Origin of the sequence: Rhodomicrobium sp. R_RK_3, from assembly GCF_002198715.1 — a bacterium.
Taxonomy (GTDB): domain Bacteria; phylum Pseudomonadota; class Alphaproteobacteria; order Rhizobiales; family Rhodomicrobiaceae; genus R-RK-3.
Map to the genome: position 1 here is coordinate 243345 of NZ_MWLK01000006.1, position 22423 is coordinate 265767.

The window sequence follows — 22423 nt, forward strand, 5'->3', positions numbered from 1 at the left end:
GGGACCGTTGGGATGTCTGTCACCAAGGGGATGAGGGCCGTCATCGGGCTGGCGCGTGCCGTGGCGCGCCTGCGGGCCGGAGCGCTTCCGCTCGCCCTGCTTTTGCTCGGCGGCTTGTGGCTCGGCCTTGCCGTGCCGGCCCAGGCGCTCGAAGCCATCGTCATCGGCCCGGACCAGGAGCGCATCGACATCACGCTGCTCGGCGAGCTCTATGAAGGCCGCGGCGACCGCCTGAGCCTGGAGACCGCCGCCGGCCAGGACGGCGTCGCCGGCCGCATGTCGGTTTCCGCCAAGACCGAGGGCACCAATCCGAACTGGGCGATCTTTGCCCTCAACAATCCGACCGACCAGGCCGTCACGCTCTGGCTGATGGCCCAGCGCTACGACATGGTCGGCTCGCATGTGATCTGGCCGGACCTCGACGCGCCCCGCATCGAGAACGTCACCGTCTCGCTCGGCTTCAAGCCGGAGGGCGTCGAGAACGACTATGCGGACGTCTACAAGCTGGTGCTCGAGCCGGGCTCGACCGTCACCTATATCGTCGAGCTGAGCGGCGCCGGCTTCCCGCGCCTCTACCTCGCCAACCCGTCGATCTTCGGCAAGAAGAGCCTCGACCTGACGCTGTTCAACGGCATTCTGCTCGGCATCGCCGGCGTGCTGGCGATCTACCTGACCGCGATTTTCGGCGCCAACCACAACACCATCTTCCCGGCCGCCGCGCTGGTCGCCTGGAGCGTCGTCGCCTATCTCTGCGTCGATTTCGGCTTCTGGCATAAGCTGTTCCAGCTCAGCGCCACCGATAACGCCGTCTACCGAGCGGCGACAGAGGCCGCCATCGCCGCCAGCGTGGTGATGTTCATCTACATCTTCCTGCAGCTCAGGCGCTGGCACACCTCGCTCGCCGTGGTCTTCGGCGTCTGGGTCGCCGCGCAGCTTTTCCTGATCGGCTTCGCCCTGATCGACGCCCGGCTCGCCTCCGGCCTTGCCCGCATCTCCTACGTGCCGATCGCGGTGATGGGCTCGCTCTTGATGACGGTGCTTGCCTTGCGAGGCCAGGAGCGCGCGCTGTCGCTTTTGCCGACCTGGATGCTGTTCCTGGTCTGGCTGTTCGGCGCGGCGGTCACCATCCTCGGCCAGCTCTCCGGCGACGTGATCGTGCCCGCGCTCGACGCCGGCCTCGTGCTGATCGTCGCGCTCTTGAGCTTCACCGTCACGCAATACGCCTTCCACACCGGCGAGCATGTCTATGGCGACGAATCCGGCGAGTTTCAGATGCGCGTCGTGGCGCTGGAAGCCTCCGGCGCCTCGGTCTGGGAATGGAACGTGCGGCGCGACGACATTTTCGTCGGCCCCGATGTCGATGCCGCGCTCGGCCATCCGCCGGGCACGCTGCGCGGCAATGCCGAGGACTGGCTGCAGCATCTGCACGCCTCCGACCGCGAGCGGATGCGGCTGATCCTGGCCGGCATCCGCGAGAAGCAGGGCGGCGAGATCACCACCGAATTCCGCCTGCGCCGCGCCGATGGCAGCTATCTGCATTACGAGCTGCGCGCCCAGGCCGTCACCACCCGCCAGACGCGCGCGCTGCGCTGCGCCGGCCTCCTGCGCGACGTCACCGCCCAGAAGCGGGCGCAGGAACGGCTGCTGCATAACGCCATCCACGACAGCCTGACCGGCCTGCCGAACCGCGAGCTGTTCCTCGACCGCACCCATTGCGCCATCGCCCGCGCGCATGAGGACGGCTCCAAGCCGACCGTGCTCTATATCGACATCGACACCTTCCAGACCATCAGCCGCACCACCGATTTCGCCGTCTCCGACTCGATGCTGCTGACCATCTCGCGCCGGCTGTCGCGGCATCTGGGGCCCCAGGATACGCTCGCCCGCATCGGCTCCGAGCAATTCGCCGTGCTGCTTTCCGCCGAGACCGAGCCGCGCCATATCGCCATGCTGGCCGAGCGCGTGCGCCGTTCCTTGCGCGCGCCGATGAAGATCGCCGGCCGCGACGTGGTGCTGACCGGCAGCATCGGCATCTCCGTCTATGACGGCCAGCAGGCGACGCCCGCCGACCTCGTCCGCGAGGCGGAAACCGCGATGTACCGCGCAAAACGCTCCGGCGCCGACCGCATCGAGCTGTACAAGCCGGAAATGCGCGGCGAGCGCGGCGAGCGCGAGACCATCGAGAACGACCTCAAGCAGGCCATCGAGAAGCGCCAGATCCGCGTGCTGTATCAGCCGATCATGCGGCTCGGCGACGAGCAGCTTGCCGGCTTTGCCGCGCAGGTCCGCTGGCAGCATCCAAAACTCGGCTCGCTCAGCACCTCCGAATTCCTCCCCGTCGCCGAAGAGACCGGCCAGATTTCCGAACTCAGCTCCTATGTGATGGAGCGCGCCGTCCGGCAGGTCGCGCGCTGGCACCGCACTTTGCCGCGCAATGACGATCCGCTCTTCGTCAGCGTCAACGTGTCGAGCCGCCACCTGTTCAAGCAGGAGCTGGTGCAGGATCTGCGCCTGATCATCGGCCGCGAGAGCGTGCCTAAGGGCTGCCTGAGGCTCGAAGTCACCGAGTCGCTCATCATGGAGAACCCCGAACAGGCCATCGAGATTCTCGACTGGCTGAAGGGGCTGGGCGCGGGGCTCGCGCTCGACGAATTCGGCGCGGGCTATTCCTCGCTCTCCTATCTGCACCGCCTCGCGGTCGACACCATCAAGATCGACCGCTCGCTGATCAGCCATGGCAGTGACAACAAATCCGGCGCCGTCGTGCTGCGCGCGGCCCTCGCCATGGCGCGCGAGCTCGGCAAGGATGTCGTCGCCGTCGGCATGGAGCGCGAGGAGGACGTCGCCTATGTCCGCGCGCTCGGCTGCGATTACGCGCAAGGCTTCTATTTCGGCGAGCCGATGACCGAGCGCGAGGTGATGAACCTGTTGAATGCGCTCGCCAAGTCGAACAAGCGCGACGCCAAGCGCGAGCTGAAGAAGCGGAAGCCCGAGGACGAGACCCTGGCGCTGGAGGCGCCCGTCGAGCGCGAGGTGCCGCAATTGCCGAGGCCGGCTCCGGAGCCCGCGCCGGCTCCCGCCGCCAGCAAGGGCACTTACGGTCTGCCGGTGCCGGTCGCTCCGCCGCAACCGCGGCCGGCCCCGCGCGCCAAGAAGCGCTCCGGCCTTTTCGCCTCGCTGAGGAAAAAGGTGGGCGCCGCCGCGCAGGCTCCGTCCAAGGCCGGCGCCGCCATCGGCAGCACGCTGAAGGCGCTCAGCCCGCTGCGCTCCTCCGCCCCGGCCCCCGCCAAGCCGAAGCAGAAGCCCGCTTCCGGGCCTGCCGGCGCCCCGAAGCCCGCCGCGGGCCCCAGCGGCGGCCAGAAGCCGGTCCCGGCCAACGCCGCGCGCGAGGCGCAATCCCTGCGCGGCCGTCTCTCGGAAATGGATCCGCTGCTCTCCTCGAGCGACCGCAAGCCGCCGTCGCCGCCGTCGCCGCCGCAGCAACAGCAGCAACAACAGCAGCCGCCCTATCCGCCGCAGATGCGCCCGGCGTCCGGGGGCGTCGGCGCAGATTTCCCGAGCGACTACCGCCAATCCACCGACCCTGTCCGCGAGCGCCGCAGACGGAGCTAGGCGCGACGCGGGGGATCGGTGGGGTTCGCGCGGGAATCTTTTGGTTTGAGGCGACACGCCGCTCCGTGCCGCAGCCCAACCCTCTCCCAAGGGAGAGGGAGTCCGGCTGCGGATCGTGGAGGGCTCTTAGACGCGTGAAGTTCAACCGAACGCGGCCGCGATTCGCATCCCGGCGACCCGTTGCGGATTATCCGATAGGCATTACCCCCTCACCCGGCGCTGGCGCGCCGACCTCTCCCCATGGAGACCTTTGCGTATAGAAGGTCCTCTCCCCGTCGTCCCGGACGGCCGTCAGGCCGAGCCGGGACCCAATCATATTTCCGCTATTGCTGCGGCNCCCAATCATATTCAGCTATTGCTGCGGCAAGTGGAGAGGCGAGTGGGCCCCGGCTCTAACGGCCGGGGCGAAGGAATCGAAGTTTTGCAAAGGTCTTCATGGGGAGAGGGTTAGGGTGAGGGGTAATCCCTATCGTTAAGGCAGGGCCTCGCCTCATCGATAGGCATTACCCCCTCACCCGGCGCGCGCCGCCCTCTCCCCATGGGAGAGGGCAAGCCTGCGCCCTTTCGGAGGCTGCGAAAGATCGCGACCTGCTGGCCGGGTCTCTCATACGAACCCGGCCTAGATCCGGTGTTCCGCCCGGATCATCTCGGCGGCCCGTTCGCCGATGACGACGCAAGGGGCCATGGTGTTGCCGCTGGTGACGTCGGGCATGATCGAGGCGTCGGCGATGCGCAGCCGATCGATGCCGTAGACCTTCAGCCGGTGGTCGACCACCGACATCGCATCCCGCCCCATCTTGGCGGTGCAGCTTTGATGCCAATAGGTGACCGCCGCATTGCGGGCGTAAGCCTCCATGTCCGCCGCGCCCAGCTTGCCGGGAAGAGCCTCGCGCTTGACCAGCCCGGCGAAGGCGGCGTCGTTGCCGAGGTCGCGGCAAAGCTCGATATTGGCGAAGGCGAGCCTCAGATCATCCGGGTGCGAGAGCGTGTTGGCCTCGATCCGGATCGGATCATCGACATCGCCCCCGGTCAGGTGCAGCGAGCCCCGGCTCTTGGGATGGGCCAATCCGGCGAACATGGTCCAGCCATGCGCGGGCACGCCGAGCGATGCGGTCTCGGCGCTGGGCACGGGGAATTCGACTTGGCAGTGGAACATGTCGGGCAGGTCGAGACTGGCGTCGCTCTTCCAATAGAGCGAGGCCTCGGAGCCGCCATGGCCGACCGGCTGCGGCTCGGTATATTCGAAGATGCAGCCGAACGAGACATGGTCCTGGTGGTTGCGGCCGACGCCCGGCAGATGCTGGATCAGCTCGATGCCATGCGGCTGAAGCTCGTCCTGCGGCCCGATGCCGGACTGCATCAGCAGCTTGGGCGTGTTGATCGCCCCGAGCGAGAGCACCACCTCCGACCCGGCCATGTAGCGGAAGCGCTCCATGCCCCTGACGACGTCGACGCCGATGACCGAGCGTCCCGAAAACAACAGCTTGCTCACCACGGCATGGGTGAGGACGGTGAGATTGGGCTGCCCGAGGCGCGGCTGCACATAGGAGCGGAATATCGAGGATCGCCGCCCGTCCCGGATGATGAGATCGGAGATCGCGGCGCCTCCGCGCCCTTCCATCATCGCGCCATTGGGCGACTCGAAGGCGGGCAGGCCTAGCGAGCGGGCGGCCTCGACCATGGCGAGGGCGATGGGCTGCGGATCGGCGGCGGATTGCACGTGAACGGGTCCGCCCACGCCCCGGCGCAGCGGATCGCTTTCGCCCCGCCAATCCTCGATGCGGCGATAGATCCCGAGCACCGACTCATAGCCCCAGGCGGGATCACCGGATTCGGCGGCGAAATGCTCCCAATCGTTCTGATGCCCGCGCGCCCAGACCATCACATTGATGCTCGAGCCGCCGCCGAGCACCTTGCCCATGTTGAGCGGGATGGCCCGGCCGTTCAGATGCGGATTGGGCTCGGCGGCAAAGCCCCAGTCGCGCTCGGAGCCGAGATTGAGCGGCCATTGGCCGGGATTCATCACTTCCGGCACGTCGTCGCTGCCGCCCGCCTCGATCAGCAGGACGCTCACCTCGGGGTTCTCGGCCAGCCGCGCCGCGACGACCGACCCGCCGGGGCCGGCCCCGCAAACGATGAAATCAAAATGGCCGTCGGCCTTCGCTCCGCCGATGCGGGCCGGGCCGGCAATGGATCCCGTGACGATATTCAAAACCATCTGGCACACCTTCGATTGAAATTATCAACGCCAAGCTCGGTATCATATTTAGCAATTTTATCAAATCTATCAAATTTCTTGCGTTGCGGCAAAATGCGCCTAAATTGGTTGCAAGGCGAACGGCGCGCACTGGATCGCGGCGGGCCGGGTGTATAGATGAAGGGCTGCGGCCAGTCCCCGCGGCGTGGAAAAAGGCGAGACAAGTTTGGATTCGGAGCGGATGACGGACAGGGAGCGGGAGGTTTTGACCACCTCGCAGGCGGCGAAGCTGCTCGGCATTTCGGTGCGCACCGCCCAATTGCTGGTCGAAGGTGGAACGCTGCGCTCGTGGAAGACCCCCGGCGGACACCGCCGCATCGACCGGGCCGATGTGCTGGCGCTGATGGATCAGCCCGCGCCCGCCGAGGCTTCTGCATCGGCCCTCGTGCTCGTCCTCGCCTCGCCGGAACGGCTTTCCTCCTACGATGCGCTCTCGGCCGTCGGCGGATACAGCCTCGAGACGCATAGCGAGCTGTATTCGGCCTCCGTCGCCATCGGATCGGGCCTTCCGGCCGCCGTCATCATCGATCTGCGCGACGAGGGCGCGGAGCGCTTGGCTTTTGGCAGTCATTTGGCGGCCAATCCGGCGCTGGGGCATACGCGCGTAATTTTGGTCGGCGGCCCGGATGCGGCGGCGCGGGGGCTGACGCGCGTGCCGTCGCCGGAGGCGCTGCCCGCGCTCTTGCGCGGCATGCAGAAGCAGGACGCCGCCGCCTGGACCGGAGAACCGCCGCCCTATCCGCTGGCGGCGAATGAGGGCCAGCGGCTTGCGGCGCTGGAGCGCTCGGGCCTCGTCGATACGGCGCCGGAGAAAGCCTTCGACCGGCTCACCTGGCTCGCCGGCCACGTGCTGGAGGCGCCGGTCGCGCTGATGACGCTGCTGACGCCCACCCGCCAATGGTTCAAGTCGCGCCAGGGGCTGGAGCTGACGGAGACGCCGCGAAGCTGGGCCTTCTGCAACCGGACCATCCTGCAGCGCGACATGTATGCGGTCGAGGATTTGGCGCGCGACCGGGAATTCGCGGACAATCCGGCGGTGGCCGGCGGGCCGAATTTCCGCTTCTATGCCGGCGCGCCGGTCGTCGACCCGGACGGCTTCGCGCTCGGCTCGATCTGCGTCCTCGACTACGCGCCGCGCCGGCTCGACGATGAGCGCGCGCAGACCCTGCTGGCGCTGGCGGCGCTCGCCTCCGACGAAGTCCGCCTGCGCGCCACCGACCGCCAATTGCGCTGGGCGCTCAAGGCGCTCAACCGGCAGCCGCGGCATTGAGTGCCGGTCCGGAAGCGCGCCGCTTCTTCCCGTCTCCCAGTGGGAGCGGGTGGCGCGCTGAAAGCGTGCCGGGTGAGGAGTTGCAAACTATCGGATAGGCATTCCCCCCTTCACCCTAACCGTCTGCCCATGGGAGAGGGAACGGCTGCGAATCGGGGCGGATGGCGTCGTTTGAGCACGCACCGCTCCCGGCTCAGACCCGCCGCACCGGCTGGCTGTATTTGTCGACCTTGGTCTTCCCGAAAAGCTGCTCGCGCTCGAGGAACGCCCGCTCGGCCGTATAGAAATCGCGCAGGAACATCGCCTCGCTCTCCAGCGGCACCGGCTCGCGCCAGCCGATCTTACGGCGGATCTTCTCGCCGACCTGGCGCAGCATGTCGGCGGAATAGGCCTCGGTCTGGGCGCCGCGCAAGATCTCCTCCAGCACCTGCAATTCATAGGCGCCATAGGCGGTCAGATGCTTGTCGGTGAAGCTGAACAGGGCGTCGCGCTGGGCAAGGTCCGACAAGAGCGCGCGGCGCGGCAGGGCGATCACCATCGTTCCGGCGATCAGGTCGCCGCCGCGCATGCGGTCGCGGTTGAGGAAGGGGATGGCGCCGATAGCGAGGATCCAGGCGAAGGACAGCCATTGCGCGACATTGCCCGTCTCGACGCCGCCGATCGAGAGCAGCACGATCAGCGGCATGAAGATCTCGAATTCGCGGGTCAGGTTGCGGGCGATCACGGCGGAGGGCAAGAGCGGGCCGCCGCGCCGGTCGATGACGCGCAGGCCGGTGATGCGCTTGCCGGGCGTCGAGCCGCGCCAGGCCAGCTCGAAATGCAGGAAATAGGTGTTCCGCACCAGGAAGGCGACGAACATCATCACGCCGGTCAGGATGGCGCCGCCGAAATCCAGCAGCACCAGATAGGAGAGCGGCAGATAGAGCAGCAGGATCGCCGCGTTCAGCAGGATGAAATCGATGGTGAAGGCGACGGCGCGCTCGCCGAAATCGGCCAGCTCGACCGACAGCGGCACGCCTTCCGGGCTGATGATCTCGCGGTGATTGCGGCCGGCGGCGGGCAGGATGTCGGTGGGTTGAGCGGGAGACGCCATCAGCCGCGCCTCCGTCCTGCGCGCAGGAAATAGCCCAGCCACAGGCCGCCGATGCCCCAGCCGATGGCGTAGCGCAATTCGGTGCTCTGCACGAACTGGCGGAAGCCGCCTTCCAGGATCGCGGCGATGAAGAACAGCAGCACCGCGCCGATGACGATCTGGGCGGCGACGCGGCCGTGCACGGCAAGGCTCTGCAGCCGCGAAAAGCGGTCGGGGAACAGCATCTTGTCGGCGATGACCAGGCCGCCCGCGCCGCAGAGCAGGATGGCGGTGAACTCGGTGACGCCGTGGATGGAGAGCCAGCCGATGATCTCGTAGGTCAGGCCGCGATTGTAATGCAGCGCGACGAAGGCGCCGAGGATCAGGCCGTTATAGACCATCAGCAGCACGGTCGGGATACCCGCCGCGAGGCCCAGGCTGAAGGACAGGATGCCGACCATCGTATTGTGCTGGAACAGCGTGTTGGCGAAGATGGCGAAGGCGTGCGCCGCTCCCTGCCAGGGCGCGAAGATCTCCTTGGTCAGCAGGTCCTCGCGCGTGCTTTCCGGCCCGCGATCCGCCGCCAGACCCGCGGGGACCAGGGCGGAAAACCAATCCTCGTCGCCGACCGTCAGGATGAACCCGGCGGCGACGCCCGCGATCATGGCGAGGGTGACGATCAGCAGATGCGGGCCGGCCGAGCGCACGGCGCGCGGGAAGTCGCGGGCGAAGAAGCGCTTCAGCCCGTCGAGCAGCGAACTGCGCGGGCCGTAGACGACGAGGAAGGCGCGCAGGGATAGATTTTCAAGATAGGCCAGCATGTTGCGGTCGAGCGCGATCGAGCGGGCGACCGACAGCGACGACACCGCCGAGCGGTAGAGCACCGGCAGGCGTTGCACATCGACCGCGCTCAGCGAGCGGATGCCGCGCCGCTCCGCCCGGTCGATCAGCACTTCCAGCGCGCGCCAATCCTCCTCGCGCTTCTTGCGGAACTCGCTCGAGCGCAGCACGACCTGCGGGCGCGGCGGCTCGGCGCTAATCCGCGTCTCGTCCGGTTCGCTGCGGGCGGTGCCGTCCATCAGATCAGACCCCGCTGCTTGATCTGCAGATAGCGGTTGATGAGGCCGACCGGCAGCGCATGGCTCGGCACGTCGAGACATTGCACGCCGATGCGGGCCAGCCGTTCCAGCACGATGGTGCGGTCATTGAGAAAATCCTGCGCGATGACGGCCTTTGCCACATCTTCGAAGCGGCTCGGCGCTTTGTCGACGGTTTCCTGCAAATAGCTGTCGCGCAGGGTGACGAAGACGGTGACATGCCGGTTGGCGACGCGCTGCATGCTCTCGATCAGCAGTTCCGCCGTGGTGGTGTCGACAAAATCGGTGAAGATGATGACCAGCGCCCGCCGCTTCAGCCGGGCGTTCAGCTCGGCCAGCGCCAGAGTGAAATTGGTTTCCTGGGTGTGGTAGTCGAGCTGGGCGGTGGCGCGCTGGATGCGGGAGAAGCTGCGCGTGCCGCGCACCGGCTGCGAATAATGGCGGATGCCGGAATCGAAGCCGTAAATGCCGACGAGATCGCCGCTCCTGAGCGACAGCCAGGCGAGCCGAAGCGCGGCGTTGATGGCGTGGTCGAGGCGCGGGATGCCGTTCAGCGGCTCGAGCATCAGATGGCCGGTGTCGAAGGCCAGCACGACGGGATGGTTGCGCTCGGTGCGGAATTCCTTGCAGACGAGCTTCCGGTGCCGCGCGGAATGTTTCCAGTCGATGAAGCGGATGTCGAGGCCGGGGCGGTATTCGCGCAGCGCCTCGAATTCGGTGCCCTCGCCTTTCTGCTGCACCTTTTCGCCGAAGATGGCGTCATGGGCGATGAATTGCAGCTCGGCTTTTTGCACGCCGCGAATGTTCGGAACGACGTCGATGCTGCGGCCGATCTCGACGGTGGTCGAAAGCTGCGCGAGGCCGAGCGGTCCGCGCCAGCGCAGCCACAGCCGCTCCACATTGACGATGCCGCGCCGCCTGGGAATGACGGGCAGCTCGATGACGCCGCCGCTTTTCGACGCGACATCGAGCGGCAGAATGCGGGCGAGCTGCACATCGCCGGTCTGCTCCAGCAGCAGCTCGAACCGGGCCGGCCATTGATAGCCGGATGGCGCGACGGTCGCGGCGACGGCTCCCGCTTCGCCGATGAAAATCTTCTCCGGCGTGACGATGCCGACATTTAGCGCGCGCGTCGGATAGGCCAGCGCCGCGTCGGCCAGCACCGCCAGCAGCGCCAGCGCGCCGACATAGAGGCCGAGCTGCCAGAGCGCCGGATCGGTGGCGATGGCGATCAGCGCCACGGGAATGCCGCAGGCGAAAAGGAGGACAGCGCGGCGCGTCGGCCGGATCATCTGGGCGCCGGGATCTGTTCGAGAATGTCGCGCAGCACCTTGTCGGCTGTCAGCCCCTCGATCTCGCCGCCGGGCGACATCACCACGCGGTGGCGCAGCACCGGGACCGCGAGCGTCTTAATGTCGTCCGGGATGACGAAATCGCGGCCCTGCAAGGCGGCGTAGGCGCGGACGGCGGAGGCCAGCATATTGGCCGCGCGGGTCGAGGCGCCGACTTCCAGCGAGGAATGCTCGCGCGTCGCGCGGATCACATCGACGATATAGCCGATGAGCGCGTCGGTCAGGCGGATGGTCTCGACCGAGGCGCGCGCGTCGGCGAGGATGCGGCCGTCGGCGATCTGGCGCAGGCCGAAATCGGCGAGGCGCGGCATGGCCGAGCGGTGGCCGTGGCGGCGCACCACATCCTGCTCCTCCTCGCGGCCGAGATAGCCGATGACGATCTTGAACAGGAAGCGGTCAAGCTGCGCCTCGGGCAGCGGATAGGTGCCCTGCTGCTCGATCGGGTTTTGCGTCGCCACCACCATGAAATCATCGCCGAGCGCATGGTCCTTGCCGTCGATGGTGACGGCGCGCTCGTTCATGGCCTGGAGCAGCGCGGCCTGCGTCTTGGGCGGGGCGCGGTTGATCTCGTCGGCCAGCAGCACCTGGGTGAAGATCGGGCCCTTGGTCAGGATGAAGGCGTTGGTCTGGAAGTTGAACAGATTGGTGCCGAGCACGTCTCCGGGCATCAGGTCGGGCGTGAACTGGATGCGGCCGAAATGCAGGGCAAGACTCGCCGCAAAGGATTGCGCCAGAAGCGTTTTCGCCGTGCCGGGGACGCCTTCGAGCAGGACATGGCCGCCGACCAGCAGGCTGGTCAGCATCAGGTCCATCACCTCGTCCTGGCCGACGACCGCCTTCCGGACTTCACCGCGAACCCCCTCGGTCACGGCGCGGATGTCTTGAAGGTCCATCCAAAATCTCCTGCTTCCATCGGTAAATATCCTGGGCCACGTCGACGAATGGCGACAGGTCGCCCGCCCCCCGGGCCTCGATCAGTTCGTCGGCGCGGCGGAAGATCGCCGTGCTGTCGCGGCCGACATTGCGCGCCTCGGCGGTGCGCCGCAACCAGGCGATCATCTCCGATTGCGGCAATCCCTTCGGCGCGTGCAACTGGCGCGCGGCGTCGCGGATGGTGACCTCGACATAGCGGCGCACCATCAGCTTTTCATGGCCGCCGAATTCCATCAGCCGCGCCACATTGTCGACCAGCCCTTGCTTGCCCGCGACCAGCGGAGCCGGCGGGGCTTCCGGCGGACCGAAGCGGCCCATGGTCGCCCAGAGCAGCAGCCCCGCGCCGAGGCCGGCGAGAATGGTCACAACGACATAAGGGAATTCGAAAAGCAGCTTCGCCGCCGCCGCCGGCCGCGAGACGAAGCCATGTACGGTCTCGTCGAAGACGATGGGGCCCGCGCCGCCGCGCAGCGCCTTCATCATCTCGACGCCGAACAGCGCGCCCTTGCCCTCGGCGCCGAAGCTCTGGTTGTTGAGCACATCGGGGTCGGACAGCACCCAGATGCGGCGCCCGCCGTCGCGGATCTCGCCGAGCAGAATGCCCTCCTTGGCGGCGACCAGCGGGGTCAGCTTGTCGGACTTCATCAGATGCACGCCCGCGCTGATGCCGGGCGCCGGGCCGATGGTGTTGGTGGTCCAGCCCTCCACCTTCTCGACGCGGGCGACGTTCGGCGCGGCCAGCGCGAGGGCCAGGGTGCGCTCGGCTTCGAGGGCGGTACGCTCGATGACATGCTCGACCCAGCCGCCATTGGAGCGGTCGCGGATGCCGGACCATTTCGGCAGCACCAACAGGATCTTCTTGGCCTTCATCAGGGCCGGGAGGGCGGTCTCGGTGACGCCGGTGATGCGCGGCTCGGCGACGACCAAGAGGCCGTCTTCCGCCTTTTTTACCGAATTGCTGCGGCTCTTGACGGCGGACAGGCCGAGGGTGTCCAGCACGGCGGCGATACCGGCATAGCCGATGGCCGACGAGGAATAACTGCTCGGGCCGAAGCGGTCGACGCCGTGATCCTCGCGAGTCATCAGATAGAGCGACAGCACGAAAGTGCCGATGGCGGCGGCGATGAAGCCGAGCAGCAATCGCCTGGCGAAGACGGGCGGGCCGTTGGTGGGCGCCGTCATGCGCGCGCGCCTCCGCCGAGCGCGCGCATCAGCGCCTCGAAGCTGGAGCGGCAGGCGGCATAATCGGGCTGCGCCGCCGGGTAGGCGCCGAAATAGGACAGCTCGACCCGGGTGATGAGGTCGCGCAGCGAGGCGCGGCCTTCGTCGGGCAGGCGGGCGCTGCGCAGGATTTCGCGGCTGGTCAGCGAATCGGCGAAGGGCTCGCCGAGGCGAAGGCGTATTTCGGCGATGGCGGCCAGAAGCAGCGCGTGCATGGCCTCGACATGGCGGCCCTCGGCGGCTAGCTGGTCGGGCGCGAGACCGCTTTGGCGGGCGGCGTCGACCTGGCCGGAGCCGCCGGCGTTCTGCCCCTGCTGCCACTTGCGCGAGCGGCCGAGCCCGGCCAGCACCGGCAGTTCGTCGCGGAAGGCGTAGAGCACGCAGGCGAGTGCGATGGCAAGGCCCGCCCAGAGCATCCAGGTGCTGAAATTGATATAGGGCAGGTCGAGCGACCAGCCGGCGTCGCGGTCGATATTGGCGGGAAACGCCGTCTGCAAATCGAGTTCGGCGATGGCTTCGGCGGCGGCCTGCTGGATCTGCGCGGCGGTCTGGGCGCAGGCGCGCCATGCCGGAGCCAGAGCGGCCAGCGCCGCCGCGCCTGAAATCGCCAGACCCTTCAACGCCTCATCTCCGTCCCGGTCCCCCGCCGGCAAATGCGGCGGCGGCGAAAGCGCCGCCGGCTTTCAGCCTCAATCGAAGACCACGGCGATCCGCTCGATGTCGATGCCTTCCTTGGCGACGCGCAGATCGTAATAGGCGACGACGATCAGCACGCTGCTGAAAGCCTGCGCCACGGCCTGCCACACCCATTGGGCGAGCAGCACGCCAACCGGGCCGCCGACCGCCCTGCCGGCGATCGGCAAGAGGCCGCCGACGATGCCGCTGATCAGCGCGACAAGGACATAGAGCCCGAACAGCTTCCAGCGGTGGCCCTTGGTCAAGATCCGGCTCCGGCGGAGGCTGGCGATCGGCCCGATGCGCTCGACCACGCAGGCCGGCACCGCGACATACCACATCACCAGCAAGATCAGGCCGGGGATGATGAAGAGGAGCGCGCCGAGCATGATCCCCAACAAGGCGAGCAGCATCACGCCGACCAGGGGCAGGAAGCGTGCGAGGCCCCGCGAGATCGACTCGCCGAGCCGGACGGGCCTGCCGCGCATATGCTGGAAGGCGCCGTAAAGGATGATGGCGGTGGAGAGCGGTTGCAGGAAGAGGATCGCGACGAAGGAGATCAGCGCCTGCAGGCCCTGGGCATTCGGATCGGCGCTCTGGCTGAAATAGCCATAGAGCGCGATCGGCAGCCAAACGACGCCGGCGACGAGTGAGAATGTGCCGAAATGGGCGGCGAAGATGCTGAAGGATTTCGAGATCACCTTACCGATGCGGAACTCCCGCCCGGTCACTCCGCTGGCGCCTGCCGTCACGTCGACCATCGCATCCCTCCCTCTCCCTCCCGCTCACGGGCCGCCGAGTCTACGGCGAGATCGTGAATGTCTCATGAGGAATGCCGGGGCCGGGCCCAGCATATCCCAGAGATTCCGGATGTGCCTGATGGCCCGGTAACGCTGCAAGAAAAAAACTGCTCTCCCTCGGGGGAGGAAGAGCAGATTTAATCATTTCCGGTGCCGGGAGGCGAAAAGCCCGGGTTGGCGGAAAGCTCCGCCAGCCCGAGGCCGGAGGTTCTGCAGCACCGCGCGTGGCGCTGCAGAGGGGGCTGCTAGCAATTTTCGATCTAATATTCGGTCCTTATAAAGCGGACGCTTCAGTATTAATTGCTTTCGATCAAATCATCCGACCAAGCGGCCGGTCATTATGTATTACAAACGCCTCAAAAACATCGCGCTATGAAAGAAATATGCTCATAATCAACCCGCATTATATATCCCTTATTCATAATACGCTGGATAAGGGCTTTCGCTTTAAGCCGTGTTCTTGTTGTTAGGCGAGATTAACCAATTGGGCGGAGGTGTGAAGTGGCAATCTGCACAACCGAACCCATTCGAGCACGGTTGTGACATTTCGCCAACACAATCGGAGCGCGCGGTCGGGTTACTCGCCGCTCGCCTCGTGCACCATCCGCTCGAGCCGGGGGAAGTCCTTCACCGCCATCACCCGACCCCGCCGCTCGATGATGCCGAGCGCCTTCAGCCGGCTGATCTCGCGCGACACCGCCTCCCGGTGCGTGCTGATGCGCCCGGCGATTTCCGAATGAGTCGGCGCCGGGCTGATCTGATATTCGCCGCTGCCGTCATGGGTCAGCCGCGCCATGCGCAGGATTTCGCTGTGGATACGGTTCTTTACGGCGAGCGTGCTGAACTCGATGATGCGCCCGGTGAGCGACCGCAGCAGCCGGACGAGATGCCCCAGCACCGCATTCATGAAGGCCGGATCGCTTTCCATCAGATCACGGAACAGCGCCGAACCCATGCAGAGCACCACGCAGGGCGTCGCCGCCTCGACCGAGGCCGAGCGCTTCTCGCCGTCGATGGCGGAGAACTCGCCGAACAGATCGCCCGCGTCGATGCGCCGGAAGCCGACCGCCTTGCCGCTCGCCGAGAACACCATGACCCGCGCCATGCCCGACACCAGCAGGAAGACGTCGTTCATATCTTCCGAGCGCGCGATGATTTCCTTGCCCTTACCGAAGCTCATGCGCTTGGCGTGCTTTTCGATCTTGCGCAGGCTCTCGGCCGAAATCGTCGAAAGCAGCGGAATGGCGCTCAGCGGCGTCTTACCGGCGATTGTGAACTGACGGTTCATGATCTCTGCCCCCACCGAACCCTGCCGCATGTGATGTCCCCGCTTCAAAGTTAATGGAAAACTGCGCGTAGTCGGAGCCAGCCTTTCGAAGGGCCTGTCCGGACAAATACGGATTGAACGTAAAATAATCCCTGTATACAACCCATGGTTTATTCATCCTAAGTATCTCTCGCAAGAATTTCAAAATTTAAAATACATTGAGTGAGGTCGCTATGGAGCGGAGGTTGACCGCCATCGTAGCCGCGGACGTTGTGAACTACAGTATCCTTATGGGTCAAAATGAGCTGGGCACACTGTCTAAGCTCAGCATTCTACAGCAGGAAGTGATTACCCCTGCGGTTACTAAGTATAAGGGCCGGGTGATCCGTCTAATGGGGGACGGCTCGCTTTTGGCATTCAACAGCGCCTTGGACGCCATGGAATTTGCTGTGGATGTACAGCGCATCATGGCAGAACGCAAGACTGCTTCCCCGCTTGATATTCAAATCGACTTCAGAATGGGCGTTAATCTCGGTGACGTTATTCTGACGGAAAACGATTTTCATGGCGAGGGAATTAATGTTGCCGTGCGGCTAGAAGAGATTGCGCCGCCGGGTGGCATTTGCATCTCACATAGTATCCATATGCAAACGAAGAATGCACTAGGCGAAGAATTGCTGCCGATCGGAGAGCGGCAATTAAAGAACATTGCCGAGCCGGTGCTGGTCTGGCGCTGGCAGCCGCCGGGCGCCGCGGGAATCGTCCAGCGCAAGGCACAGCCGCCGGTGCATGGACGGCAGATCCTTGATCCGAAAGTCACTTCGCTGCTGATGGACCTCTACATGAAGGCCGCCAAACTATCGGTCTCGGAAGGGTTCGACGAGCTGCTTGCAAGCCCCGATACGGGTCGCGATCTGCCGTTGGAGGCGATCTACGGGCATTTCTCGCGTAAGTTGAATGAAGCGCGGGCGCTGATGTTTCCGATCTCGGTCGAATGCGGCGCCGGCGAAAGCGGGCAAACGCCGCGCTTCTGGGCGCCCTCGCAATCGATGAGCGACTTCATCGCGCATGCCTTTGACAGCGGCGATATTTTCCTCGCCGTAAACATGCTTGTGAAGATCCGCGCGGTGCTGCAATCGGATCAGTCGACCTGCGCCAAGCGAGCGGAATTGCAGCGGCTCATCCGGCATGTGCTGCATGAGAGCCGGGTGCCGCAGATCAAGAGCCGGATCAAATTCGCCTTCGTCGAGCCTTAAACTTCTCGAATTCGGCCGTGACGGGCGCGATTTCCTTGAGGATTGCCGCGCACAGGTCTAAAACCGCGTCAAACCCCCTTCAACGCACCGATGGACCCCCATGGCCGCCACGCAATATGTCTATGTCCTGCAGAAACTTTCCAAAACCTATCCGGGCGGAAAGCAGGTGCTCAAGGACATCAGCCTGTCCTTCCTGCCGGGGGCCAAGATCGGCGTCGTCGGCGTCAACGGCTCGGGCAAATCGACCTTGATGAAGATCATGGCGGGCCAGGAGACCGAATTCGTCGGCGAGGCCTGGGCGGCCGAAGGCATCAAGGTCGGCTATCTCTCGCAGGAACCTCAGCTCGACGCGACGAAGGACGTGCTCGGCAATGCGATGGAGGGCGTCGGCGAGAAGAAGGCGCTGATCGACCGCTACAACGAGCTGGCGATGAACTATTCCGACGAGACGGCCGACGAGATGGCCAAGCTCCAGGACATCATCGACGCGCAGAACCTGTGGGATCTGGACGCGCAGGTCGAGCAGGCCATGGATGCGCTGCGCTGCCCGCCGGGCGATGCCGACGTCACCAAGCTCTCCGGCGGCGAGCGGCGCCGCGTGGCGCTCTGCCGGCTACTCTTGTCGAAACCCGACATCCTGCTGCTCGACGAGCCGACCAACCATCTCGACGCCGAAACCACCGCCTGGCTGGAGCGCTTCCTGAAAAGCTATGCCGGCTGCGTCATCCTCGTCACCCACGACCGCTATTTCCTCGATAACCTGACCGAATGGACGCTGGAACTCGATCGCGGCCAGGGCGTGCCCTATAAGGGCAACTACTCGGCCTGGCTGGAGCAGAAATCCAAGCGCCTCGCCCAGGAAGGCCGCGAGGAAGAGGCCCGCCAGCGCACGCTGTCCCGCGAGTTGGAATGGATCAGGGCGAGCCCGAAGGCGCGGCAGGCCAAATCCAAGGCCCGCGTCAAATCCTACGAGGAACTGGCCGAGCAGGCGGCGCGCGAGCAGACCGGCAAGGCGCAGATCACCATTCCCGCCGGCCAGCGCCTCGGCGGCGTCGTGCTGGAAGCCGACGGCGTCAACAAGGCGTTCGGCGACAAGCTGCTGATCGAGAATTTGACCTTCAAGCTGCCGCCGGGCGGCATCGTCGGCGTGATCGGTCCGAACGGCGCCGGCAAGACGACGCTGTTCCGCATGATCGTCGGCCAGGAACAGCCCGATAGCGGCTCGATCCGGCTCGGCGAGACGGTGAAGCTGGGCTATGTCGACCAGTCGCGCGACGACCTCGACCCGAAGAAGAACGTTTGGGAGGAAATCTCCGGCGGCAACGACATGATCATGCTGGGCAAGCGAGAAGTGCCGAGCCGGGCCTATTGCGGCTGGTTCAACTTCAAGGGTGCCGACCAGCAGAAGAAGGTCGGCCAGCTCTCGGGCGGCGAGCGCAACCGCGTGCATCTGGCCAAGATGCTGAAGCAGGGCGGCAATCTGATGCTGCTCGACGAACCGACCAACGATCTCGACGTCGAGACGCTGTCCTCGCTGGAAGCGGCGCTGGAGGATTTCCCCGGCTGCGCCATCGTCATCAGCCATGATCGCTTCTTCCTCGACCGCATCGCCACCCACATCCTTGCCTTTGAGGGCGACAGCCATGTCGAATGGTTCGAGGGCAATTTCGAGGCCTATGAAGAGGACAAGCGCCGGAGATTGGGCGAGCACGCAACGGACCCGCACCGGGTGACGTTCCGGCGGTTCGAGCGCTAAAGGCGGCGCGCCCGAAAGGGCGCTCGCCTCGCGCATTTAAGCGGTCGAGGACACAAAATGATGCGATGTCGTGTTGCAGCCTTGACGGCGATCTGTTTGCTGTCGATCGCCATGTCGCCTGCAATGGCCGCCGACGCCTCGCTCGTCTCGATCAAGACCCCGCGCGGCGTCACCGAGAAATTCATCCTCATCAAGCCGGAAAAGCCCGTCGCCGCCGTGGTCCTCTTCGCGGGCGGCAAGGGCGTGCTGGGGCTGAAAAGCGCCTCCGCCATGAATTGGGGCTCGGGCAATTTCCTGGTGCGCACGCGAGAGACATTCGCGGCGCACGGGCTGATGGTGGCGGTGATCGACGCGCCGTCCGATCAGAGGGAGCGCATGAACGCCATCTTCCGCATGAGCAAGGCCCATGCCGAGGACATCGCCGCGGTCGCTGCCTATCTGAAGAAGGATGCCGATGTTCCGGTCTGGCTGATCGGCACCAGCATGGGCACGTTCTCGGCGGCGAACGGCGCCATCGGCGCGAGCAATATTGACGGCCTCGTGCTGACTTCGACGATCACCCGCTCCAAGCCGGATTGGAAAATCGCCGCCAGCCATCGCGACGGCGTCGCCAGCATGGCGCTGCAACAGGTCAGCGTGCCGGTGCTGATTGTCTCGCACAAGGACGACGCCTGCGCCATCACGCCGGCGGCGGACATGCCGAAATTGCAGACCCGCCTCACCAAGGCCTCCAAGATCGAGACCCGCCTGCTGGAGGGCGGGAGCCCGCCAATCTCGGAGCCCTGCGAGGCGAAATCCCAACATGGCTTTCTCGGCATCGAAGACGAGGCGGTCGGCGTCGTGGCGCAATTCATCAAATCGAATCTGAAATGAAGCGGATCTGCCTCTTCGCCGCATCGAGCATGGGCGCCCGCGCCTCCTACGCCCAAGCGGCAGCCGCTTTCGGGCAACTCGTCGCCTCCCGCGGCATCGGCCTCGTCTATGGCGGAGCCCATGTCGGTCTGATGGGCGTTGCGGCAAATGCGGCGCTTGCCGCCGGCGGCGAGGTCATCGGCATCATCCCGCAATCGCTGGTCGACCGCGAGCTGGCGCATTACGAGCTCACCGCGCTCCACATCGTGGCGTCGATGCATGAGCGCAAAGCGATGATGTCGGAACTGTCCGACGGTTTCGCCGTGCTGCCGGGCGGCATCGGCACGATGGAGGAACTGTTCGAAGTGCTCACCTGGAGCCAGCTCGGCTTTCACCAAAAGCCTTGCGGCCTGATAAATATCGACGGCTATTTCGACCGGCTACTCGGCTTTCTCGACCACGCCGTGGCCGAGCGCCTGCTGCCCCAGCTTGACCGCGACAGGCTGCTCGTCGCCGAGGACGCAAACGGGCTGCTCGAAAGGTTTCACGATTACCGGCCGCCGGCTGTCCGTGAGAAGTGGCTCGACAGCGAAGACGAGCTTTAGCCAGAAACGTTTCAGCGGCCTCGCAATTGGGTCCCCGATTGCGCGGGATGATGTCGCTGCGTCGACCGTCTCCAGCTATTCGCCGGCCGCAGCTTCCCCGGCGGCTGGCCGCGCCAGCTTGCCTTTGCGCGCCAGGTAGCGCTCGCGCAGCACGACGAAGACGCTGGAGGCGATGATGATCGTAGCGCCGATCAGGATGTTGCTCGACGGCCAGTCGTCGAAAATCGCCCAGCCGAAAAAGGTCGCCCAGACGATCTGCGTATAGCTGAACACCGAGGCGAGGGCGGCAGGCGCATATTTGAACGCCGTCGACAAAAGCAGCTGCATGAAGACGCCCGATATGCCGAGGCCGATCAGCAGCCAGATCTCGTCGCGGCCGGGCATGGTGGCGACGAAGGGCATGATCGGGGCGAGGAGAATTGCACCGATCAGCAGCAGGTAGAAGGTCAGCGTGGTCGGGTTCTCGGTGCGGCCGAGCAGCCGCAGCATGGTGCTGAGCGTCGCGTTCAGCACGGCGGCGCAGAGGCCGAAGATCATGCCGAGTAGGTTCCAGCCGCCGCCCGGCTGCGCCACGAACAGCACGCCGACGAAGCCGACGAGGATCGCGCTCCAGCGCCACAGGCCGACGCGCTCCCCGAGGAAGAAGAAACCCAGCATCGGCACGAACAGCGCGGCCGTGAACACGAGGGACGTCGCATCGGCCATCGGCAGCAGGGAGAATGCCGCGAACAGGAACAGAATGCTTGCCGTGGCCACCACCGACCGGGTGATGACGATCCCCGGCTTGCTCTGGATTCGCAGAAGCTGGCGCTGCCCAAAGAAGACGATGGCGACCAGGAACGGCGTCAGCGCCAGCAGATTGCGCCAGAAGGCGATTTCGATGACATGGTGGTGCGCGCTGAGCAGCTTTGCAAACAGGCTCATCACGCTCAGCATGAAAAAGGCGCCGACGGCGGCGGCCATGCCGATGAGCGGGGAATCCTGCGGAACAGGGACGTTCGGGGCGGCGCCGGCTGGACCAGCCTGGGACATTATGCGGTGTCGCGGTTGAGCATAGGCGCGCGAAACGGCGCGGATGCGGGCGTCAATAAAGGCGGATGGCCAAACTAGCCGCGAATGGATCATACTGCCAATAAATTAGCCATGCATATTTGGGATGGACCCTTTCACATCGCGCAAAGCTGGCCTGCGCGACGAGGAGACTTGCATTCATGCCGGCAGGGCGCACATATTAGGGGACGAAGAGGTGTGCGCATGGCCAGAATGGAACGACCGAAGGTTTTGACCCTCACCGACGCCGCTGCGGCGCGCGTGAAGCAGATCATGGCGAGCACGGATGAGCCGGTACTCGGCTTGCGCGTGGGCGTGAAAAAGGGCGGCTGCGCGGGCATGGAATATACGATGGAGTATGTCCAGTCGCAAAAGCCTCATGAAGACATGGTCGAGGATAAGGGCGTAAAAATCTTTATCGAGCCCAAGGCGATCCTGTTCCTGCTGGGCACCGAGATGGATTTCCGCACGGAAAAGCTCACCTCGGGCTTTGTCTTCAACAATCCCAACCAGACCAGCGCCTGCGGTTGCGGCGAGTCCGTCGCGATCACCCCGGCGCAGATGGATCTTACCAGCTAGCCGTTTAAGGGCTTCGCGCGTTGAAACGGCCGGGGTTTCTCCGGCCATTTGCATGTTTCCGGCCGTCGACGCTGCGCCGGGCCCGCGCAAAAAATAGGCTGGCGCGCTGGCCAGCCGGAAGTCTCAGTCTTCTTCAGTCTTATCAGTCGAGATAGGGGCAAACCCGCTTCTGGCCACCATAGGTGGTGTAAAGGCCGGTGTCCCACTCAAAGGATCTGAACGTCGCGGCGCAACGCTCGGCAGCGCCCGAAGACGGCCCCGCATCGGAATCGTAGTCATAATAGTCGCCGTCATAAAGGCCGTCTGCCAGCAACGCGCCGGCAACGCCGAGCCCGATCCAGGCGCCGTCATTGCGGAAGCCGCGATGATGGCGTCCGCGGAAATGCCCGCCATGCCCGCCGCCCCAATGCCCGCGTCCGCCCCAGTGACCGCCGCGACCGCCGCCGCCACCCTGCCAGCGGCCGCCGCCATCGCGGATCTGGAGCAAGGCCCCATCCGTGGGGGCGGCCGGCCCTATGGCGATACCGGCAGCCGGAGCCGCACTTGCCGACGCCGATGCGCCCAATGCGAGGGCGGCGGCCATCAGGGCGGCCGCTCCCACCCGCTTCAATTCTCTCATTCCCATCTTCCTTTCCATCTCGTGTGCCAACGCAGGCAATATAATTGCTCGTGTATTGAAATAGAACGGAAAGGGAATGTTATGGTTCCGGGAGCCGGTACGCGCCAACTGCGATTTGCCCATAAGACAGACCTTATCCCCGGGCTATCA

At 65.3% G+C, this 22423-nt stretch carries 18 protein-coding genes; 7 read left to right on the plus strand and 11 right to left on the minus strand.

The window, feature by feature from the left end; all coding sequences use genetic code 11:
- Window positions 1-12 precede the first annotated feature (12 nt).
- Window positions 13-3612 carry a sensor domain-containing phosphodiesterase gene (locus BLEFHOIH_RS03185; RefSeq protein ID WP_170936967.1) on the plus strand — a complete coding sequence of 1200 codons (3600 nt, stop codon included), beginning with the start codon at window positions 13-15 and terminating at the stop codon, window positions 3610-3612.
- A gap of 619 nt (window positions 3613-4231) precedes the next feature.
- Here BLEFHOIH_RS03185 and BLEFHOIH_RS03190 read toward each other — a convergent pair.
- Window positions 4232-5830, minus strand: a complete 1599-nt coding sequence (locus BLEFHOIH_RS03190) for a GMC family oxidoreductase (RefSeq protein ID WP_088343042.1) — start codon at window positions 5828-5830, stop codon at window positions 4232-4234.
- 220 nt (window positions 5831-6050) lie between these two features.
- Between BLEFHOIH_RS03190 and BLEFHOIH_RS03195 the strand changes: the two genes are divergently transcribed.
- Entirely contained in the window at window positions 6051-7139 is a 1089-nt protein-coding gene (locus BLEFHOIH_RS03195; RefSeq protein WP_088343043.1) for an excisionase family DNA-binding protein, read from the plus strand.
- A gap of 193 nt (window positions 7140-7332) precedes the next feature.
- Here the strand turns inward: BLEFHOIH_RS03195 and BLEFHOIH_RS03200 are convergent, their stop codons facing one another.
- From BLEFHOIH_RS03200 to BLEFHOIH_RS03235, 8 genes are all read right to left on the minus strand, one after another.
- A complete protein-coding gene (locus tag BLEFHOIH_RS03200; RefSeq protein ID WP_088343044.1) occupies window positions 7333-8232 on the minus strand; it encodes an RDD family protein in 900 nt (299 codons plus the stop codon).
- Window positions 8232-9290: a stage II sporulation protein M gene (locus tag BLEFHOIH_RS03205; protein ID WP_245296847.1), complete on the minus strand. Its 1059-nt coding sequence runs from the start codon at window positions 9288-9290 to the stop codon at window positions 8232-8234. Before BLEFHOIH_RS03205 ends, BLEFHOIH_RS03200 begins: the two co-directional genes overlap by 1 nt.
- The gene (locus BLEFHOIH_RS03210) at window positions 9290-10600 is read right to left on the minus strand and encodes a DUF58 domain-containing protein (protein ID WP_088343045.1); all 1311 of its coding nucleotides are present in this window, start codon (window positions 10598-10600) and stop codon (window positions 9290-9292) included. The genes BLEFHOIH_RS03205 and BLEFHOIH_RS03210 overlap by 1 nt, the downstream gene beginning before the upstream one ends.
- Window positions 10597-11553: a MoxR family ATPase gene (locus tag BLEFHOIH_RS03215; protein ID WP_088343046.1), complete on the minus strand. Its 957-nt coding sequence runs from the start codon at window positions 11551-11553 to the stop codon at window positions 10597-10599. Before BLEFHOIH_RS03215 ends, BLEFHOIH_RS03210 begins: the two co-directional genes overlap by 4 nt.
- Complete coding sequence (locus BLEFHOIH_RS03220; RefSeq protein WP_088343047.1) at window positions 11507-12775, minus strand: hypothetical protein; 1269 nt, start codon at window positions 12773-12775, stop codon at window positions 11507-11509. Before BLEFHOIH_RS03220 ends, BLEFHOIH_RS03215 begins: the two co-directional genes overlap by 47 nt.
- Complete coding sequence (locus tag BLEFHOIH_RS03225) at window positions 12772-13434, minus strand: hypothetical protein (protein ID WP_088343048.1); 663 nt, start codon at window positions 13432-13434, stop codon at window positions 12772-12774. Before BLEFHOIH_RS03225 ends, BLEFHOIH_RS03220 begins: the two co-directional genes overlap by 4 nt.
- A 69-nt stretch (window positions 13435-13503) precedes the next feature.
- Window positions 13504-14250, minus strand: a complete 747-nt coding sequence (locus BLEFHOIH_RS03230; protein WP_088343049.1) for a hypothetical protein — start codon at window positions 14248-14250, stop codon at window positions 13504-13506.
- 616 nt (window positions 14251-14866) lie between these two features.
- Complete coding sequence (locus tag BLEFHOIH_RS03235) at window positions 14867-15577, minus strand: Crp/Fnr family transcriptional regulator (RefSeq protein WP_170936968.1); 711 nt, start codon at window positions 15575-15577, stop codon at window positions 14867-14869.
- A 224-nt stretch (window positions 15578-15801) separates the two neighbouring features.
- On the opposite strand from BLEFHOIH_RS03235, the gene BLEFHOIH_RS26060 reads away from it, so the two are divergent.
- The 4 genes from BLEFHOIH_RS26060 (at window position 15802) to BLEFHOIH_RS03255 (ending at window position 20025) form a co-directional block, all read left to right on the plus strand.
- Complete coding sequence (locus BLEFHOIH_RS26060; RefSeq protein ID WP_125461562.1) at window positions 15802-16812, plus strand: adenylate/guanylate cyclase domain-containing protein; 1011 nt, start codon at window positions 15802-15804, stop codon at window positions 16810-16812.
- A gap of 100 nt (window positions 16813-16912) precedes the next feature.
- The gene (ettA, locus tag BLEFHOIH_RS03245) at window positions 16913-18568 is read left to right on the plus strand and encodes an energy-dependent translational throttle protein EttA (RefSeq protein ID WP_088343052.1); all 1656 of its coding nucleotides are present in this window, start codon (window positions 16913-16915) and stop codon (window positions 18566-18568) included.
- 81 nt (window positions 18569-18649) lie between these two features.
- Complete coding sequence (locus BLEFHOIH_RS03250; protein WP_088343053.1) at window positions 18650-19441, plus strand: hypothetical protein; 792 nt, start codon at window positions 18650-18652, stop codon at window positions 19439-19441.
- Window positions 19438-20025, plus strand: coding sequence for a TIGR00730 family Rossman fold protein (locus BLEFHOIH_RS03255; RefSeq protein ID WP_088343054.1), 588 nt, complete (start codon window positions 19438-19440; stop codon window positions 20023-20025). The genes BLEFHOIH_RS03250 and BLEFHOIH_RS03255 overlap by 4 nt, the downstream gene beginning before the upstream one ends.
- Before the next feature lie 75 nt (window positions 20026-20100).
- Here the strand turns inward: BLEFHOIH_RS03255 and BLEFHOIH_RS03260 are convergent, their stop codons facing one another.
- Window positions 20101-21057: a DMT family transporter gene (locus BLEFHOIH_RS03260; RefSeq protein ID WP_170936969.1), complete on the minus strand. Its 957-nt coding sequence runs from the start codon at window positions 21055-21057 to the stop codon at window positions 20101-20103.
- 231 nt (window positions 21058-21288) lie between these two features.
- Here BLEFHOIH_RS03260 and sufA point away from each other — a divergent pair, with 231 nt between their 5' ends.
- Window positions 21289-21654 (plus strand): Fe-S cluster assembly scaffold SufA, encoded by a 366-nt coding sequence (gene sufA, locus BLEFHOIH_RS03265; protein WP_088343056.1) that lies wholly within the window; start codon window positions 21289-21291, stop codon window positions 21652-21654.
- A 142-nt stretch (window positions 21655-21796) separates the two neighbouring features.
- Here the strand turns inward: sufA and BLEFHOIH_RS03270 are convergent, their stop codons facing one another.
- Window positions 21797-22396 (minus strand): BA14K family protein, encoded by a 600-nt coding sequence (locus tag BLEFHOIH_RS03270; RefSeq protein WP_088343057.1) that lies wholly within the window; start codon window positions 22394-22396, stop codon window positions 21797-21799.
- Between the last annotated feature and the right edge of the window lie 27 nt (window positions 22397-22423).

What these genes read in the sequence shown, in the direction of transcription:
- BLEFHOIH_RS03215 (WP_088343046.1), bottom strand. Translation starts at nt 11,553, where the DNA reads ATGGACCTTCAAGACATCCGCGCCGTGACCGAGGGGGTTCGCGGTGAA.
- BLEFHOIH_RS03205 (WP_245296847.1), bottom strand. Translation starts at nt 9,290, where the DNA reads ATGGACGGCACCGCCCGCAGCGAACCGGACGAGACGCGGATTAGCGCC.
- BLEFHOIH_RS03185 (WP_170936967.1), top strand. Translation starts at nt 13, where the DNA reads ATGTCTGTCACCAAGGGGATGAGGGCCGTCATCGGGCTGGCGCGTGCC.
- ettA (WP_088343052.1), top strand. Translation starts at nt 16,913, where the DNA reads ATGGCCGCCACGCAATATGTCTATGTCCTGCAGAAACTTTCCAAAACC.
- BLEFHOIH_RS03255 (WP_088343054.1), top strand. Translation starts at nt 19,438, where the DNA reads ATGAAGCGGATCTGCCTCTTCGCCGCATCGAGCATGGGCGCCCGCGCC.
- BLEFHOIH_RS03235 (WP_170936968.1), bottom strand. Translation starts at nt 15,577, where the DNA reads ATGAACCGTCAGTTCACAATCGCCGGTAAGACGCCGCTGAGCGCCATT.
- BLEFHOIH_RS03220 (WP_088343047.1), bottom strand. Translation starts at nt 12,775, where the DNA reads ATGACGGCGCCCACCAACGGCCCGCCCGTCTTCGCCAGGCGATTGCTG.
- BLEFHOIH_RS03230 (WP_088343049.1), bottom strand. Translation starts at nt 14,250, where the DNA reads ATGGTCGACGTGACGGCAGGCGCCAGCGGAGTGACCGGGCGGGAGTTC.
- BLEFHOIH_RS03200 (WP_088343044.1), bottom strand. Translation starts at nt 8,232, where the DNA reads ATGGCGTCTCCCGCTCAACCCACCGACATCCTGCCCGCCGCCGGCCGC.
- BLEFHOIH_RS03195 (WP_088343043.1), top strand. Translation starts at nt 6,051, where the DNA reads ATGACGGACAGGGAGCGGGAGGTTTTGACCACCTCGCAGGCGGCGAAG.
- BLEFHOIH_RS03270 (WP_088343057.1), bottom strand. Translation starts at nt 22,396, where the DNA reads ATGGGCAAATCGCAGTTGGCGCGTACCGGCTCCCGGAACCATAACATT.
- BLEFHOIH_RS03260 (WP_170936969.1), bottom strand. Translation starts at nt 21,057, where the DNA reads ATGTCCCAGGCTGGTCCAGCCGGCGCCGCCCCGAACGTCCCTGTTCCG.
- sufA (WP_088343056.1), top strand. Translation starts at nt 21,289, where the DNA reads ATGGAACGACCGAAGGTTTTGACCCTCACCGACGCCGCTGCGGCGCGC.
- BLEFHOIH_RS03210 (WP_088343045.1), bottom strand. Translation starts at nt 10,600, where the DNA reads ATGATCCGGCCGACGCGCCGCGCTGTCCTCCTTTTCGCCTGCGGCATT.
- BLEFHOIH_RS03190 (WP_088343042.1), bottom strand. Translation starts at nt 5,830, where the DNA reads ATGGTTTTGAATATCGTCACGGGATCCATTGCCGGCCCGGCCCGCATC.